The organism is Kitasatospora sp. NPDC056076 (assembly GCF_042266305.1).
Taxonomy (GTDB): domain Bacteria; phylum Actinomycetota; class Actinomycetes; order Streptomycetales; family Streptomycetaceae; genus Kitasatospora.
On sequence record NZ_JBHJWG010000026.1, the window covers coordinates 50,577 to 66,938 of the forward strand.

A 16,362-nucleotide genomic window follows, 5' to 3' on the forward strand; every position below is an offset into this window, starting at 1 on the left:
GACGAGAGCGCCTTCGAGCTGGTGGACCTGGGCGAGGTGGTCCCCGCTTCGGTGACCGCCGGCTACGGCCTGACCGAGCTGTCCGCGTCCGGCGGCCAGAGCAGCTGCTGCTGTTGCTGCCCGTGCTGCTCCTGCACCTGATCCGGTGCACGACGCCGCGGGAGAGGTGTTCCGCACGAGACCCACGAAGGAGGTGAACGACATGGAGGACTTCGACCTGGTGCTGGACGAGAGCGCCTTCGAGCTGGTGGACCTGGGCGAGGTGGTCCCCGCTTCGGTGACCGCCGGCTACGGCCTGACCGAGCTGTCCGCGTCCGGCGGGGCGAGCAGCTGCTGCTGCTGTTGCCCGTGCTGCTCCTGCACCTGATCCGGTGCTGATCTCCTGGCACATGTGCTCTAGCCGGTGCGTGTTCATCAAAGAGGACCGGGTGGCTCTCGGTCCTTCCTGCTGGCCAGTCATCAATGAGTGAGTGAAGAAGCGGTGGTCATGGGAGTCGATGTCGAGCGGGTACGGCCACGACTGCGCGGGGACGTCTACGTCATGCGCGTTCCGGAGGGTGCGTACATCCGCAGCAACCTGGGCGGGTCGATTCTGAAGGGCGCCTCGACCTACGAGTTCGTCCAGCGGATCGCGCCGATGCTGGACGGCACCAGGACGCTCGGCGAACTGTGCGCCGTCGTACCGGAGTCCAGCCGTGCCGCGGCGGCGAAGATGATCATGCTGCTGCTCGCCAAGGGGTACGTCAAGAACGTGCTGGACGACCGTCCGCACACCCTGTCCGACGAGCTGGCCGCCACCTACGCGGCCAACATCTCCTTCATCGAGTACTTCACCGACTCACCCGAACTGCGCTTCGAGACCTACCGCGACGGCCCCGTGGTGCTGACCGGTTCCGGCCCGCTGCTGCAGGCGCTGGCCAACTCCCAGCTGCGCGCGGGTGTGCGGACCGTCCCGCTCGCTCCGTTCGGTGAGTCGCCGTTCGACCGCGACCGCGTCCAGGAGCACCTGGAGGCGTCCCGGGCGCTGGACCCGGAGCAGCGGATCGTCGACCTGGAGGCGGACGTCGAGCGCCTCGACCTGCTGGCCGCCGACGCCACCATGGTGCTGCACGTCGCCGACCGGCCCATGGTCGAGCGTGCCCGCCGGCTCCCCGGGGCCGCGGTCGCCGCGGGTGCCGCGTTCGCCCAGACCGTCGTGGCGGGGGACGAGGCGTGGATCGGCCCGGTGATCGCGGGGAACGGTGATCCCACCGCCTGGGAGTCCGCGTGGCGTCGACTGTCCGCGCTCGCACCCGACCTGGTCGGCGCGGATCTGCGGGACCACCCGGAGGTGGCCCCGAGCGGGTTCCTGCGCGGCCCCACCGTCGCGCTGGTCGCCAACCAGCTCTGTTTCGCGGCGTTCCGCCAGCTCACCGGCATCGACGGGGGCCCCGGCAACGACGGTGGCACCGGTGCCGACGCCGGCCGGCGGTCCGACCACCTGGTCCGGTTCGACCTGGAGAGCCTGGAGACCTCGAAGCACGCGTTCCTGCCGCACCCGCTCGCCCGGCCCGTGGTGCCGGACGACCCGGCCCGGCTGGCCGCCCTGACGACCGCGGCGCCCGTCGGCGACGAGGAACTGGCCCGGCGCGCGGTCGACTTCGTCGACCCCCGGACCGGCGTCCTCGCCGAGGTCACCGAGCGCGACCACGAGCAACTGCCGCTGTTCGTCAGCGAGGTCGTGGTCTCGGACCCGGTCGGCCTGGCCGGCGGCCCGTTCGCCGTCCACGGCTGCGGCGAGACCGTGGTCGAGTCGCGCCAACGCGCCGTCCGGCGGGCGTTCGAGCGCTACGCGGCCGTCATGGTCGACGCCCGCAAGGGCGACCGGCTGCACGGCCTGGACGTGCTGACCGGCGAGCCGGTCGCGGTGGACGCCGCGCAGGTCTTCCCCGCGCGGACCGTGGCCTCCGGCGACGACTGGGCCGCCGCCGTGCGTGCCGCCGTGGTGGCCGCTGCCAACGACGCGGTGGGCGCGGCCCTGTCGACCGCGACCGGACCGCTGCCCCTGCTGGACCTGGACACGGCCGAGCTCACCCCGCGCGCCGAGCGCTACCGGAAGCTGCTGGCGATCGTCGAGGAGTCCTTCGAGGTCCACGACCTGTCCGGTCTGCTCGGGCTGCCCACCTTCGCCTTCACCACCCCGGCGGGCACGGTCGCCCACGTGAGCGACCTGGACGTCGCCGCGGCACTGGAACAGGGCCTGGAGCGGACGCTGCTCGCCTACCAGGCCCGGGCCACCGAGCAGCCCGCCTACGCGCCGGCACCCGTGCCCGAGCTGCCCCCGCACCTGCGCGCAACCGCCGCGCCGGAGCGGGCCGCGGCGCCCCGCTCGGTGACGCTGGAGGAGGCCGTGGCCGGGCTGACCCGGGAGGGCGGCCGGGTGGTCGCCGTCCCGCTGGACCACGACGCCGCCGTGGCCGGCGCGTGTCCGTTCGTGGTGCGCGCCGTGGTCCTCCATGGCTGACCAGCCGCAGGCGCTGCTCGAACCGCCGCAGCTGCTCCGCGAACCGCGACAGGTGGTCGTCGGGCCGTGGGCACCGGGCTGCCCGGAGTGCCTGCGCACCCGACGCACCGCGGCGGCCTCCGCCGAACAGGCCGCCGAGCTGGCCGCCGGAGCGGCCGTCGGGGCGCCCGACCGGGAGCTGCCGAGCTTCCTGGCCGACACCGTCGCCGGGCTGGCCTCGGCGCACTCCGGGGCGCGGCGGTTCCGGACCGTCGACACCGCCACGCTGGCGCTGTCCCGGCACGCCTTCCTCGACGATCCGCACTGCCCGGCCTGTTCGGTGCCGGTGGCCGACACCGAGCAGGGCGCGAAACCCGTCCGCGAGGTGCGGCCCAAGCCGTCACCCGGGTCCAGCCGGGTCCGCCCGCTGGACCGGGAGGCGCTCCGGGCGGCCTACGTGGACGAGCGGAGCGGCCTGGTCCCCTCGGTCACCTCGTACACCGAGCACGCGTTCCCGTTCACCGGGGCCGTCCTGGCCGTGCCCGGCGCCACCGCCACGGAACCGGCCGGCTACGGCCGCACCCGCGACTTCGCCTCCGCGTGGTCCATCGCGGTGGCGGAGTCGCTGGAACGGCTGGCCGCGTACGCGCCCGCCAAGCGGACCGGGGTCCGGGCCGGCTACGCCGACGTGGCCGAGGCCGCGATCGACCCCCGCACGCTCGGCCTGTACCCCGAGGAGCGGTTCCAGCTCCCGGACTTCCCGTACCGGAGGTTCACCGAGGACGCGGAGACCGACTGGGTGTGGGGCTACTCCTTCGGCCGAGGCCGACCGGTGCTGGTGCCGCAGAGCTTCGTCCACTACCGCCTGCCGCTGCCCGCCGGGGAGCGCAGGTTCGCCAGTGAGATCTCCAGCGGCAACGCGCTCGGGGGCTGCTACGAGGAGGCCGTGCTGCACGGGATCCTCGAAGTCGCCGAACGCGACGCCTTCCTGCTGGCCTGGTACGGGCGGACGCCGCTGCCCCGGATCGACCTCGCCACGGTGCCCGACCGCCGGATCCCGCTGGTGGCCGAGCGGATCGAGCGCCAGGGCTACCGGGTGCACGTCCTCGACAGCACCCGGGAGCACGGGATCCCGTCGTTCTGGACGCTCGCCGAGGACGTCAGCGGCACCGGACGGCCGAGGGCGGTGTCGACCGGCGGCAGCGGACTGAGCCCGGCGGAGGCGATGCTGGCCGCGCTGCACGAACTGAGCCAGACCGTCGAGTACGTGGGCGTCCTCGCGCTCGACCCGGGATGGGGCGAGCGGGCCCGGCACCTGGCCGAGCACCCGGACGAGGTCGTGTCGATGGCCGACCACCTGCTCTGCGCGGCCGATCCGGGCTCGTTCGACCGGTACGCCTTCCTGCTCGACGACCCGGTCACGTCGACCTGGCAGCAGGGGCTCGAACGCTGGCGGTGGCCGAGCCACACCGACATCGGCGCGGACCTCGACGAGGCCGTCCGGCGCTTCGCGGCGGCCGGGATGGACGTCGTCGCCGTCGACACCACCTCCATGGAACACACAGCGGGAGGATTCAGATGCGTCAAGGTGCTGGCACCGGGCTCGGTGCCGATGACCTTCGGGCACGCGGCCCGGCGGGTGACCGGACTGCCCCGGCTGCCCGAGGTGCGCAACCCGCACCCGCATCCCTTCCCGTGAGCGACGCGGCCGTGACCGATCCGGCCGTGACCGATCCGACCGTGAGTGACGAGGAGACCATGACCGAGGGGGCCGCGGCCGCGCAGGAGGCCGGCGTGGGGCGGGAGTTCCTGCGGGTCAGCCTGGAGGACCTCGCCGAGGCGATGGAGACCCGGCAGTCCGAGTACGCCAACCCGGACGAGCCGTTGAAGTTCAAGATCTACCGGGGTCTGCCCCGACGCCCCCTGACCACCCGGGTGCCCGGGGTGCTCGGTGCGGTCGAGGCGCTCGACGACCCGGCGCTGTCGACGCTGCTGCGCTACGGCTACGGCATCTCCCGGCAGGAGTTCGACACCAACGGGACCTGGCCCTACCACCGGATGGTCGCCTCCGCCCGCTGCCTGTTCGCCGTCCAGCTGTACGTGTGCCTGGCCGACGGCGTCTACCACTACGACGCCCCGCACCACGCGCTGGTGCTGCTGCGCGAGGGCGACCACCGGCCGCTGCTGGCCAGGGCGACCGGAACCGCCGGCGCGCCGCCGGAGGCCGTGTTCGTGCTCTCCGGACTGTTCGCCAAGGCCGCCTACATCTACCGCGACTACGCCTACCGGCTGTGCACCCAGGAGGCCGGGCTGCTCACCGGCAACCTCGACCTGGTCGCGCGGGCCATGGGACTGCGGGCCCGGGTGCACCACCAGTTCCTCGACGAGCCGGTCAACAAGCTGCTCGGACTCGACCCCGACGAGGAGCCGGCCCTCGTGGTGCTGCCCCTCCACCTCGCCGGTGCGGGCGCCGGAGACCCCCGCCGCACGGAGACGGAGACGGCGGCGGCCCTGTCCGCGACCGTCGACCCGATCGAGCCGCAGGTGGTCCGCAGCGGGCTCGCGGTGGCGCGGGCCTGCCCGAGGCTCACGGCCGTCAACCGCGCCTCCTTCCGCACCGACACCGCGGGCTTCGCCGCCGCCGAGCCGGCCCCGCCCGTCCGGCCCGCCGTGGCCGCCGGGTCGGGCCGCGAGCCGCTGGCCCTGCCCGCGACCGAGGTCCCGGACCCGGACCTGGCACAGGTGCTGCGGAGCCGTGATTCCGGCCCCGGCATCTTCCGCCCGGTCGCCTCGCGGGTCGACGGCCTCGCACTGTGGGCGCGGCTGGCCCGCACCCGTACCGGGGTCGGTAGCGATGCCGTCCCGGCGGGAGCGCCGGTGCCGGTGGAGGTCTACCTGACCGTCGCCGACCTCATCGGCGTACCGGCCGGCTGCTACCGGCTCGACCCGGCCACCGGCGCCCTGCACCCGGTCGGCCCGGGAAGCCCGACGGGCCCCGGCCCGGACGCCCTCACCGCGATCGAACGCGTCACCATCCCCGGACCGGTCTTCCAGCACATGAACGCCGTCGTCCACCTGGTCGTCGACCGTGACTGGGCGTTCGACACCTTCGGGGACCGCGGCTACCGGGTGCTCAACCAGGAGGCGGGCCTGCTCGCCCACCGGGTCTGCGTCGCGGCCGCCGCGCAGGGCCTCTCCGGCCGGATCGTCAACGCCTACCACGCCGAGGGGGTGCGCGCGGTGCTCGGACTGACCGAGGAGCGCTACGCCCCGGTCTTCCAGATCCTGCTGGCCCGGACCGGACCGGGCGGCCGCGTGATCGTGCCGGTGGAGCCGGAGGCGGCGGAGTGACGGACGGGACGACGGACGAGATGACGGACGGACAGTGGGAGGCCGGCCCCGAGCCGGTGCGGTACCTGCCCGGCCCGGCCACCGTGGTCCGCCTCGCCGGCAGCCCGGTCGCCGTACTGGACGGACTGCGCTGCGCGGAGAGCTGGCGCACCGCCACCGCCCTGCTGGCACTGCGCGCCGAGATCGCCGCCGGGGCCGACGAGTTGTCGACGTTGCTGCACGCGGCGATCGGCGCCACCGGGGACGGCGAGCTCAAGGCCCGGCTGGTCGCGGTGCGCCGGGCCGTGCACCGCGGCCGCCACGTCGACCCGGCCCGGCTGGCCGAGGTCCCCGCCGAGCTGGCGGAGCCGGTCCGCTCCTGGACGGCACGGATCGACGAACGCGACCGCCTGCTGGCGGCCCTGCCGGAGCACCTCGACCAGGATTGGGCCGCGAGCTACGAGGCCCTGCTCGCTGCCGCCCGGCTGCCCGCCTTCCAACTCGGCCTCGTGCACGCCAATCCGGACCTGTTCCTGGCCCTGCGGAAGTGGTTCGACACCGGCCGCCCACCGCAGCGCCAGACCGTGCTCCGGCTGGCGCAGTACCTGGCCCGTTGCGCTTCCAAGACCAGCCCGTACTCCACCTTCACCAGCAGCGGCCTGGCCGCCTGGGGCACCGGCCGGGAGATCGTCGAGCCGGCCGGGCCGCGGAGCGCCTCGCTGACCTCGACCGAGGTCAGCGTCGGATCGCTGCACCGGATCGCCCGCGCCGTCAGCGAACGCCCCGAGCTGCTCGGCGGCTGCCGGATCCGGACCAACCCCAGCGCCACCGTCCAGGACGGCGCCCTGCTGTTCCTGGGCCGTCGGCCGGACGAGTACGTGCACAGCCTCGCGCTCACCCCGACCCTGCGCGGGGTGCTGGAGCTGACCACGGGCGACCTCACCTTCGACGAGCTGCGGGGCACCCTCCTGGCCCGCGCGGCCGACGGGCGCCAGGTCGACGTGTTCCTGCGCCGCCTGGTGACGCTGGGCCTGCTGGAACTGGTCCCGCCGCTCGCCGACCAGTCCGCGGACCCGGTCGGCGACCTGCGCGAGTGGCTCCAGCGGTGTCGGCAGCCCGGCCTGGAGCGGCTGGACCGGACCTTGCAGGAGATGGCCGAGGCGCTGTCGAGTTACCCCGCGGTCGCCGAGCCCGCAGACCGGGTCGCCGTCCGCGACACGGTGGTCCGCGCGCTGGACACCGCGCTGCGCGAGGTCGGCGACCACGCCCACGTCCAGAGCCCGAAGCTGGCCCAGGAGTTCGCCCGGTACAGCTTCTACGAGAACGCGGTGCACCCGGGCACGACGGCTGTGCTGGACCGCGCGCGCTGGCGTCCGCTGCTGGACGACCTCGACGCGGTGCGCACCCTGCTCGGACTGATCGGCCCCGACCTGCCGTTCAAGCTCACCCTCGACTCGTGGTTCCGGCGCAGGTACCCGGCCGGCGCGCGGGTCCCGCTGGTGGTGTTCTACCGCGACGTCCTGGCCGAGCAGTCCGCCGACGCCGCCCCGGGCCCGGCCGGACGCCGCTCCCGTCCGGCGCACAGCCGGTTCGCCGACGCCGACAGCCCGGTGGCGGCCGTGCGCAAGCTGTACCGCCTGCGCACCGCCGCCAAGCGGCTGCTGGGCGAGCGGACGCCCGACCGGGACGGCGTGGTCAGGGTCGACCCCGAGGAGGTGCGCAAGCTGGCCGAGGAGTGGCCGGAGTGGGTCCGCACCCCGACCTCGCTCGCGGTCTACTGCCAGCTGGCCGACGCCGAGCACGGCCCGGCCCTGGTGGTCAACAGCATCGCCTGCGGCTTCGGCCGCGGCCGCAACCGGGTGCGGCAGATCCTGGACGTCCTCGACCTGCGCGCCGACGTCCCGGACGAACCGGGCCTGGCGGCGTCCCACGACGACGTGCTGTTCGCCGAGTTCGAGGCGGTGGCCCGGTCCGCCGTCAACGTCCGCAGGCCCGGCGTCGGACTGGTCGTCGACTACCCCGGGGTCCGCAGCACGCGCGCGGCCGACGACCGGCTGCCGGTCAACGACCTCCACGTGGAGTGCGGCGACGACGGGCTGCTCGCGCTGGTGTCGCGGCGGCTCGGCCGGCGGATCCGCCCGGTGCACCCGGGCCTCGGCGCCGACCGGCTGCTGCCGCCCGCCGCACGGTTCATGATCGAGGCGTTCGGCGAGTCCAACACCTGGTTCGGCGCGCACACCGAGCTCAGGATGACCTCCGACCCGCGCGCCGACGACGGCGTCCTGCGCCTGCCCCGGTTGACGGTCGGAGACGTGGTGCTGCGCCGCGCCATGTGGATGACCCGCGCGGACCGGCTGCCCCGGCGGGCCGACGCCGCGACCGGCGCGGCCTGGATGTTGAAGGTCGCCGACTGGCTGGCCGAACACGGCATCCCGGAACGGTGCTTCGTCACCGTCCTCGACCCGGCCTCGCTGGTGGCGGGCGGGAACGGCCCGCGGCCGGGGAACGACACCAAACCGAACTACGTGGACTTCGCGAGCATGCTGCTGCTGCTCGGGCTGGAACGCCGGCTCACCGAGCCGGACGCGATCGTGCAGATCAGCGAGATGCTGCCGGACCCCGGCCAGGTCCGCGGCGAGCACGTGGCGGAGTACATCGTGGAACTGAACGAGCCCGGAGTCACTTATGTCTGAGACCTCAGCACACCGTTGGGTCAGCGCCCACCTCTTCTACCACGGCGACCAGGACGCCGTGATCACCGGTGTCGTCAAGCCCGTCGTCGAGCGGCTGAGCCGGGCCGGACTGGTCGACGGCTTCTTCTTCCTCCGCTACTGGGAGGGCGGCCCGCACGTGCGGCTGCGGCTGCGGACCCGGCCGGAGCACGTCCAGGAGGCGCGCTCGGCCGTCGAGGAGACCGCGGCGGAGTTCTACCGGACGACGCCGTCGACCTCCGGGCTGACCGAGCGGGCCTACGCCGAGTCCGCGGCCGAACTCGCCGCCCTGGAGCGGATGGCCGACCACGACACGGTGCTGCACCCGGACAACTCGGTCGCGTTCGTCGACTACGTGCCCGAGACCGGGGCGTTCGGCACCGGCCGCTCCCTGGAGGCCGTCGAGAAGCAGTTCATGGCGTCCAGCGTGCTGGCGCTCCAACTGATCGCCCGCGGCCGGACCGCGGGGCAGCGCGCCATGGACGCCTTCGCCATGATGGCCGCCAACCGTACGGTCTTCACCGGCATCCTGCCCGAACTCGCCTACCAGGCGCGGTTCCTGGTGGAGAGCGGCGGAGCGGCGGCGGAGGTGCTGGGATCGCCGGACTTCGAGAAGCACTTCGAGGCCAACAAGGCCCAGCTGCGCGCCTCCCTGGAGACGGTCTGGGCCGTGACCAGGGGAACGGCCCTGCCCGCCGGGTCGGTGACCGGCAGCTGGCTCAGGACCGTACGGGAGGCCAACGACACCCTGGTCGAACTGGAGCTGCTCGGCCGCCTCGACGCCTACCCCGACTTCGAGGCCCCGGCCGACGTGCTCCAGCACATCAACCACCTGGTCCCGCAGCTGATCGTGGAGCGCTGCACCCACCTGATGTGCAACCGGCTCGGCATCAGCCTGGCCCAGGAGTCCCACCTGCGACTGCTCCTGACCAGGGCCGCCTTCGACCTGTGCGCGGTGTGAAGCCCATGAGCGACGAGGCGACCCGCTACCAGGACACCGTGCACACGCCGACGGAGGTGGCGGACCCGCAGGCGTTCCCGCCCCGGCTGGTCAAGAGCTACCCGGGCGCGCCGAGGCATCCGCTGCCCTGGCCGCCCGAGAAGTCCGAGCACCGGCTCGGCCGGCTGCTGGCCGAGCTCGGCGGCATCACCCGCGCCCAGTGGCTGACCCCGCTGGACATGCTGCCCTTCACCGACAGCTTCGAGGCCATCCCGGACGACGACCCGCTGCAGTGGCTGGTGACCCGCCGCCCGACGCCCTCGGGCGGCGCCCGGTACAGCGCCGAGTGGTACGTGATCGCCGGGCCCGACTCGGAGGTCCCGACCGGCGTCCACTACTACGATCCGGCCCGGCACGACCTGGTGCGGCTGCGCTCGGGCGACTACTGCGGCTGGGTGGCCGCCCGCCCGGCCGGCACCGTCCTGGTGCACACCAACGTGTTCTGGCGGCTGGCCGCCAAGTACGGCGAGATGTACTACCGCCTCGCCTGCCTGGAGGCGGGCATCCAGGTGGCCCAGGCCCTGGTGGTCGGGGCCGACGACGGTGCCTCGGCCCGGCTGTGCTTCCCCGACGCCGACCTCACCGAGCTGCTGGGGCTGGACCCGAGGGCGGAGGGGGTGCACGCCGTGGTCGAGCTGGTCGCCCCGGTGCCCGCCGCGTTCGAGGGCCCCTCGCTGGCGGCCTTCCCGCGCGCCTCCGCCGCGCACGCGTCCGTGCTCCGGCAGAGCCGCCCCGCCCCCGAGCCGCTGCTGACCGCGCCCCCCGGCGAGGGCGGAGGCGAGAGCGGGACCGAGGCAGAGGGAGAGGATGGGCGCGGGACCGAGGCCGAGCGCGAGTGGATCAGCCTCCCGCACGCGGAGCCGGACCTGCGGGCCGGCACCCGCAACCGCCGGGCGGCCGTGCGCGGCTTCAAGGCCGACACCATGGCGATCGGCACCCTGGCCACCGTCCTCACCGCCTACGGGCGGCAGGAGAACTGGGACCTGCCGGCCGGTCTGGTCGAGTTCTACTGCGTCGTCGCCGACGTGGCCGGAGTCCCGGACGGCGCGTACCGCTACCTCCCCGACGAGCACCGGCTGGAGTTGGTCGGCGAGGGCAACCCCCGGCAGCGGCTCCGCGAGGCCGCGCTGGCAGCCCTGACCCAGCAGGGCGCCCGCACGGCGAACCTCTGGCTGCTGCCGGTGGGCGACGCCGAGGCCGCCGAGGAGCGCTTCGGTGCGCGCTGGTACCGCCTGCAGCAGGCCGCGGCCGGCGCCGCCCTGCACCGGGCCTGCCTGGCCGCCGCGTCCGTGGGCGTGGCCGGCCGGATCCAGAACGACGTGCTCACCCACCTGCTGGACGCCTGGTTCGGTCTGGAGGGGCGCAGGCGCAGTCTGCTGGTGGCGCAGCTGGGCACCGAGCACCCGGCCGGGCCGCGCCCCGAGTTCCGGCTGACCTGGTGAGGAGGAACGGCTCGTGAGCGACACCGTACTGGGCGAGGGCCTGTTGGCCGACGCCATCGCCCGGCGCCCGCCGTCGATGCTGGTGGTGGCGCGCGACGGCTGGGACACCGGCGGCTGGACCGAGGCGCACGAACGGGGCGAGCCCTGGCTGCCGGTGTGGACCGAACTCGACCGGGTCGTGATCGGCCCGCTGGTGCGGCCCGGCGAACCCGGCTGCGCCTGGTGCCTGGAGACCTGGCGCTCCGTCGCACCCGAACGCGCGCCCTGGACGGCCGAACTGCGCGCGGACGGGCGGATCGCGGCCAGCCCGTCGGCCTGGCTGTCCGGCTTCGCCGCCGAGGCCGTGCGCGAGCTGCTGCACTCGGGTGTCGCCACGGACCGCTGCTGGTACCTCGACCTGCGCGACCTGTCGCTGACCCGGCACGCGTTCCTCCCGGACCCGCTGTGCGCGGTCTGCGGCGTGCTGCCCGAGGACACCGCGGAACGGGCGGTGATCGCCCCCGTCCCCCGGCCCAAGCCGCGGGCCCGCGCCAGCCGGATCGGCGAACTCTCCGAGGCCCGGCTCACCGAGCTCTACGTGGACGCCGAGACCGGGGTGGTCGCCCCGCCGCGCGGCATGCGCGACTCGATGGTCCCGCTGACCGAATCCGTCCTGGCCGAGTACGGCTACCAGGGCGAGGCGGGGTTCGGGCGCACCCGTGACTTCGCCTCCAGCCGGGCCACCGCCGTCGCCGAGGCACTGGAGCGGCTCGGCGGCCAGTGGCCCTGGGGCAAGCGCACCACCGTGCGCGGCAGTTACGCGGACCTGGCCGGGGACGCCCTGGACCCGCGGTCGCTCGGCCTGCTGGCTCCCGAGCGCTACCGGGAGCCGGACTGCGCCTACCAGCCGTTCACCGAGGACGCGGTGGTGGACTGGGTGTGGGCGTACTCCTTCGTCCGGGCCCGCCCGGTGCTCGTGCCGGAGACCCACGCGTACTACCGGACGCGGTTCCAGCCGAGGGCCCGCCCCGACGACCGCAGGGACAAGCCCTTCACCTTCGAGATCTCCAACGGCTGCGCGCTCGGCGGTTGCGTCGAGGAGGCGATCCTGCACGGGATCCTCGAAGTCGTCGAGCGCGACGCCTTCCTGATGACCTGGTACGCCCGGATGCCGGTGCCCGAGGTGGACCTCGCCCGGGCGCCCGATCCGCGCATCCGGGTCCTCGCGGACCGCATCGAGCGCACCGGCTGCCGGGTGCGGGCCTTCGACATCACGCTGACCGAGGGGATCCGCGCGTTCTGGGTGCTCGCCCAGGACACCACCGGCGACGACACCCGGCCGAAGGTCGTCTGCACCAGCGGCTCGGCCCTGGACCCGGTCGCCGCCGTGCTCACGGCCCTCGGCGAACTGGCACCCATCGTCGAACAGGAGCAGGCCAGGTACCCGGCCGAGGCCGAACGGGCCCGCCGGATGGCCGCCGATCCCGAACTGGTGCGGATCATGACCGACCACTCGCTGGGCAACGCGACGCCCGAGGCCCTCGACCGCTGGTCCTTCCTGCTCGACGGCGACCGCCTGACCGGCTGGGACGAGGTGATCGCCCGCAACCCCTGGCCGCTCCACACCGACCTGCGGGACGACCTCACCGAGGCCGTCGACCGGATGCTGGCGGGCGGCATGGACGTCGTGGTCGTCGACCAGACCTCGCCCCTGCACGAGGCCGCCGGCCTGACCTGCGTCAAGGTGATCGCGCCCGGCGCCCTGTCCATGACCTTCGGCCACCGCAACCGCCGCACCACCGGGCTGTCCCGGCCGCTGGAGGTGCCGTACCGGCTCGGCCACGCCCCGCACCCGCTGACCGAGGCCGACCTCAACCCCCACCCCCACCCCTTCCCGTGACCACCCACGCCACCACCCTCGGAGTACGTGTCGCGGGCCTGCCCGCCGACGTGGTCGAGCAGCTCGCCGACCGGCGACTGCGGCGCGAACTGCTCGCGCTCTCCCGTACGGCCGCCGAACTGCGCAGCGGCGCCGGGGCGCTGTCCGAGCGCTGCCACACCGTGATCGGGGAGCTGCGCGACCCCGCGGCCAAGCCCAGGCTGGTCGCGCTGCGCCGCACCGTGCACCAGCTGCGCGACCCCGCCCGACTGCTCGCCGACCCCCGGACCGCCGCCGCCCTCGGCCCCGAACTCGCCTCGGACATCGCCGAGTTCGGTCGAGCGCTGGGCCGCTACCGGGCCGACCGGGCGCAGCTGCCGACGGTGTACGCCGAGGCGGGCCGAGCCGTCGACGCCGCGCTGCGCGAACTCGGCGCGGACCCCCGCTTCGACCAGGGCCTCGCCCACGCCAGCCCCACCCTGCACCAGGTGCTCGGCCGCAGGCCCGGGCGGCAGGAGCTGATCCGGCTGGCCGCCTACGCGGCCCGCGCCGCCGTCAAGACCAGCCCGTTCAGCACCTTCACCGCCAGCGGCCTCGGCCGGTTCGTCCCGGACGGGCCCGCCCTGCGCTGGGCCGCGACCGAGCGGGCGCGGTCGATCGTCGATCTCGACCTGTCGGTCCTCACCCCGCTGGCCGCCGGCGCGACCGAGCCGACCGTCCGGATCAACCCCAGCGCGCGCCTGGAGGGCGACACCGTCCGCTTCCTCGGCCCGGCGCCGGCGGAGGACCTCCTCACCCTGCCGCTGACCCCGGCGCTGCGCCACTGCCTGCGCGCCGCGGTCGCCCGCCCGACCCTCGCCGCGCTGGCGGCGGGCTTCCCCGCGCCGCCGGAGCGGACGGCCGGATACCTGCGCTCCCTCGTGGCCGGCGGACTGCTCCTGCTCCAACCGGACTTCGACGACCAAGGGATCGACCCGCTGGGGCAGTTGGCCGGGACGGTCCCCGCACTGGCTCCCCTCCGGGAAGAGCTGCGCGCCTACGGCGATGCCGGGGGAGCCGACCGGGTCGTCCTCGGGAAGGCGCTCCACGAGCGGCTGCGCGGCGTCGGCGTCACCGGCAAGCTGCGGGACGTGCTGACCGAGCAGTCGGTCATCCCCGGCGTCGTGGTCGAGGCGGGCCTGCCGTCCTGGCAGGAGGCCCTGGACGACCTGGCGCTCGCCTGCCGACTGCTCGCCGTCTTCGACTCCGCACTGCCGTTCAAACTGGCCGTCGCCGCGTTCATCCGGGAGCGCTTCGGCGACGGGGCCACGGTGCCGTTCGACCGGTTCTACGCCGAACTCCTCCGCGACGGCCACGAGGCCAGGCGACTGCACCCCGCCGCCGTCGCCTTCGACCCGACCGGGCTGACCGCGGCCCTGGCCGCCAGCCCGGTCGCGGAAGTGCGCCGGCTGGTGGACCTGGTCGCCGACCTCCGGCGCGCGCTGCCGGACCGGCGGCGGATCGAGGAGGTGCTCGACGCGCTGCCCGCCTGGGTGCGTCCGGTCGGCTCGGTCGCCGTCTACGCCCAGGGCGACGCCGACGAGTTGATCGTCAACGCGGTCAACTCCGGTTTCGGCCGGGCCCGGTCGCAGGTGCGCCGGCTGCTGCGCCACCTCGGGGACGACCCGCTCCCGGTCGACGCGGTGTACCCGGACGCGCCGACCTACGCGGAGTTCACCCAGACCCTGGCCACCTCGCTCAACCAGCGCGAGCCCGCCCTGCCGGACCGGCTCGACTACCCGCCGCCCGCCCGGCTGACCGTCGGCCTGGACGGCGACGGACTGCCGGCCCTGTTCGACGACGGCGCGGCCGTCAGGCCGGTCCACGGCGGACTCTCCTACGAGCGGCAGTTCCCGCCGGTCATGGCCCTGCTGGTCGAGGCGTTCGGCGAGAACCCGCTGCTGCTGCGCCCCGACCAGCCGCTCCAGCACGACGCGGCAGCCGGCAGCGGGCAGGGCCGGGTGCTGCACGCGCCGCGGCTGAGCATCGGCCGGGTGGTGCTCCGCCGGGCGACCTGGGTGGCCCAGCCGGGGACGCTGCCGTGCCGCGCGGCCGGGCAGTCCGACCCGGACTTCCTGCTCCTGCTGACCACCTGGCTGACCGAACTCGGAATGCCCCCGAGGTTCTTCGTGTCCGTGCTGCCGACCGGCGTCGTCGCGGACGGGTCGGTCGCGAGCGACCGCAGCCGCAAGCCGGTGTACGTCGACATCGGTTCACCACCCCTCGTCCTGGCCTTCGAGCGACTGGCCAGGGACCCGGCGAACGCGGCGGTGTTCCAGGAGGTCGCGCCGAGGCCCGAGGCCGCGCTCCTCGACCACCAGGGGGTGCCCAGAGTCACCGAATACGTCATCGAGCTCAACTGCCGAGGAGACCGGGAATGACAGAGACCGTGTGGCGCACGGTGAACGTGTTCCACCACGAGCCCGACCGCACCGATCTGCTGCTCGACGCGGTGCGCCCGTTCGTCGCGGAGGTGGCCCCCGCGGCGCGGCGGGTGTACTTCCAGCCGCACTGGCGGCGCGGGCCGCACGTGCGGATCGTGGTCCAGGCGAGCGCGGAGGTCTTCGACGGCGTCGTCGCACCCGCCGTGGCCGACGTGCTGGAGCCCTACCTGCGGGCGCACCCGTCGACCGTGGTCCTGGACGAGCGGGCCTCGCACGCCGAGCACGTCCGGCTCGCCGCGGTGGAGCGCGAACGCGGCCCGCTGACCCCCTGGGCGCCCGACAACAGCGTCGGGACGGAGCCGTACGACCGGCGCGAGCACGTGCTCGGCGGACCGGCCGCCGCCGACCTGCTCGCCGACTACTACGTCGACAGCAACGACCTGGTGTTCGGGATCCTCGACCGGATCCGCGACGGCGGCTCGAAGACGGCCCTCGCGGTGGACCTCTTCATCGCGGCGGCGCACCGCTTCCTCCCGCCGGTGACGTACGGGTACATGTCCTACCGCGGACACGCCGACGCCTTCCTGGCGAAGAACCCCGACGGCCTGCGCGCCCGCTTCGACCAGGTCTACGAGGCCAACGCCGGGGCCTTCCGGCAGCGGGTCGTCGAGATCACCGCGGCCGCGGACCACCACGACGCGGTGCGCTTCGGCGAACTCCTCGACGTCCTGCTGCGCTACCGCGACCGGGCCGACGGGCTGATCGGCACCGGCGAGCTGGCGCTCGACACCGACCCGAACGGCGACCCGGAGGCCTGGGGCGCCACCTGGAGCGCCTGGTCCGACCGCAGCCCGTTCCACCGGGTGCTCGGCGGTCACCGCCCGGCGGCCGAGCAGCTCGGCGGCTGGCACACCTTCAAGCGGTACCGGGTCGTCCTCAACTGGATGTACCTCAACATGTACCGGCTCGGCATCGGCGAGCTGGAACGCAACCTGATCTGCCACGTGGTCTCCCGGGCCGTGGAGGACGTCCACGGAGTCACCGCGATGGACCGCATCGAGGACCTGATCGGGTTCGTCGACAGCGGCGGTCGGCTGTGACCGGTCCGGGCACCCG

General features: G+C 74.4%; 11 protein-coding genes. All 11 read left to right on the forward strand.

From position 1 onward, the window contains the following. Positions 1 to 18: 18 nt before the first annotated feature. The 11 genes from ACFC1T_RS22000 to ACFC1T_RS22050 all read left to right on the forward strand — a co-directional run bounded on the left by ACFC1T_RS22000 (position 19) and on the right by ACFC1T_RS22050 (position 16,346). Positions 19 to 141: a thiomuracin/GE37468 family thiazolyl RiPP peptide gene (locus tag ACFC1T_RS22000; RefSeq protein WP_375891115.1), complete on the forward strand. Its 123-nt coding sequence runs from the start codon at positions 19 to 21 to the stop codon at positions 139 to 141. A 61-nt stretch (positions 142 to 202) separates the two neighbouring features. Further along, positions 203 to 367, forward strand: a complete 165-nt coding sequence (locus ACFC1T_RS22005; protein WP_375891032.1) for a thiomuracin/GE37468 family thiazolyl RiPP peptide — start codon at positions 203 to 205, stop codon at positions 365 to 367. A 120-nt stretch (positions 368 to 487) separates the two neighbouring features. Next, positions 488 to 2,503 (forward strand): hypothetical protein, encoded by a 2,016-nt coding sequence (locus ACFC1T_RS22010; RefSeq protein WP_375891034.1) that lies wholly within the window; start codon positions 488 to 490, stop codon positions 2,501 to 2,503. Next, positions 2,496 to 4,181 (forward strand): TOMM precursor leader peptide-binding protein, encoded by a 1,686-nt coding sequence (locus ACFC1T_RS22015; protein WP_375891035.1) that lies wholly within the window; start codon positions 2,496 to 2,498, stop codon positions 4,179 to 4,181. The genes ACFC1T_RS22010 and ACFC1T_RS22015 overlap by 8 nt, the downstream gene beginning before the upstream one ends. Before the next feature lie 26 nt (positions 4,182 to 4,207). After that, positions 4,208 to 5,833, forward strand: a complete 1,626-nt coding sequence (locus ACFC1T_RS22020; RefSeq protein ID WP_375891037.1) for a SagB family peptide dehydrogenase — start codon at positions 4,208 to 4,210, stop codon at positions 5,831 to 5,833. Between the two features lie 20 nt (positions 5,834 to 5,853). Then, positions 5,854 to 8,505, forward strand: a complete 2,652-nt coding sequence (locus ACFC1T_RS22025) for a lantibiotic dehydratase (RefSeq protein ID WP_375891038.1) — start codon at positions 5,854 to 5,856, stop codon at positions 8,503 to 8,505. Then, positions 8,498 to 9,484, forward strand: a complete 987-nt coding sequence (locus ACFC1T_RS22030; protein WP_375891040.1) for a thiopeptide-type bacteriocin biosynthesis protein — start codon at positions 8,498 to 8,500, stop codon at positions 9,482 to 9,484. The genes ACFC1T_RS22025 and ACFC1T_RS22030 overlap by 8 nt, the downstream gene beginning before the upstream one ends. 5 nt (positions 9,485 to 9,489) lie before the next feature. Then, complete coding sequence (locus ACFC1T_RS22035; RefSeq protein ID WP_375891042.1) at positions 9,490 to 10,965, forward strand: nitroreductase family protein; 1,476 nt, start codon at positions 9,490 to 9,492, stop codon at positions 10,963 to 10,965. A 13-nt stretch (positions 10,966 to 10,978) separates the two neighbouring features. Beyond that, positions 10,979 to 12,844 carry a TOMM precursor leader peptide-binding protein gene (locus ACFC1T_RS22040; RefSeq protein WP_375891043.1) on the forward strand — a complete coding sequence of 622 codons (1,866 nt, stop codon included), beginning with the start codon at positions 10,979 to 10,981 and terminating at the stop codon, positions 12,842 to 12,844. Beyond that, positions 12,841 to 15,243 (forward strand): lantibiotic dehydratase, encoded by a 2,403-nt coding sequence (locus tag ACFC1T_RS22045; protein WP_375891045.1) that lies wholly within the window; start codon positions 12,841 to 12,843, stop codon positions 15,241 to 15,243. The genes ACFC1T_RS22040 and ACFC1T_RS22045 overlap by 4 nt, the downstream gene beginning before the upstream one ends. Then, complete coding sequence (locus ACFC1T_RS22050; protein ID WP_375891047.1) at positions 15,240 to 16,346, forward strand: thiopeptide maturation pyridine synthase; 1,107 nt, start codon at positions 15,240 to 15,242, stop codon at positions 16,344 to 16,346. The genes ACFC1T_RS22045 and ACFC1T_RS22050 overlap by 4 nt, the downstream gene beginning before the upstream one ends. The last annotated feature ends 16 nt before the right edge of the window (positions 16,347 to 16,362 follow it).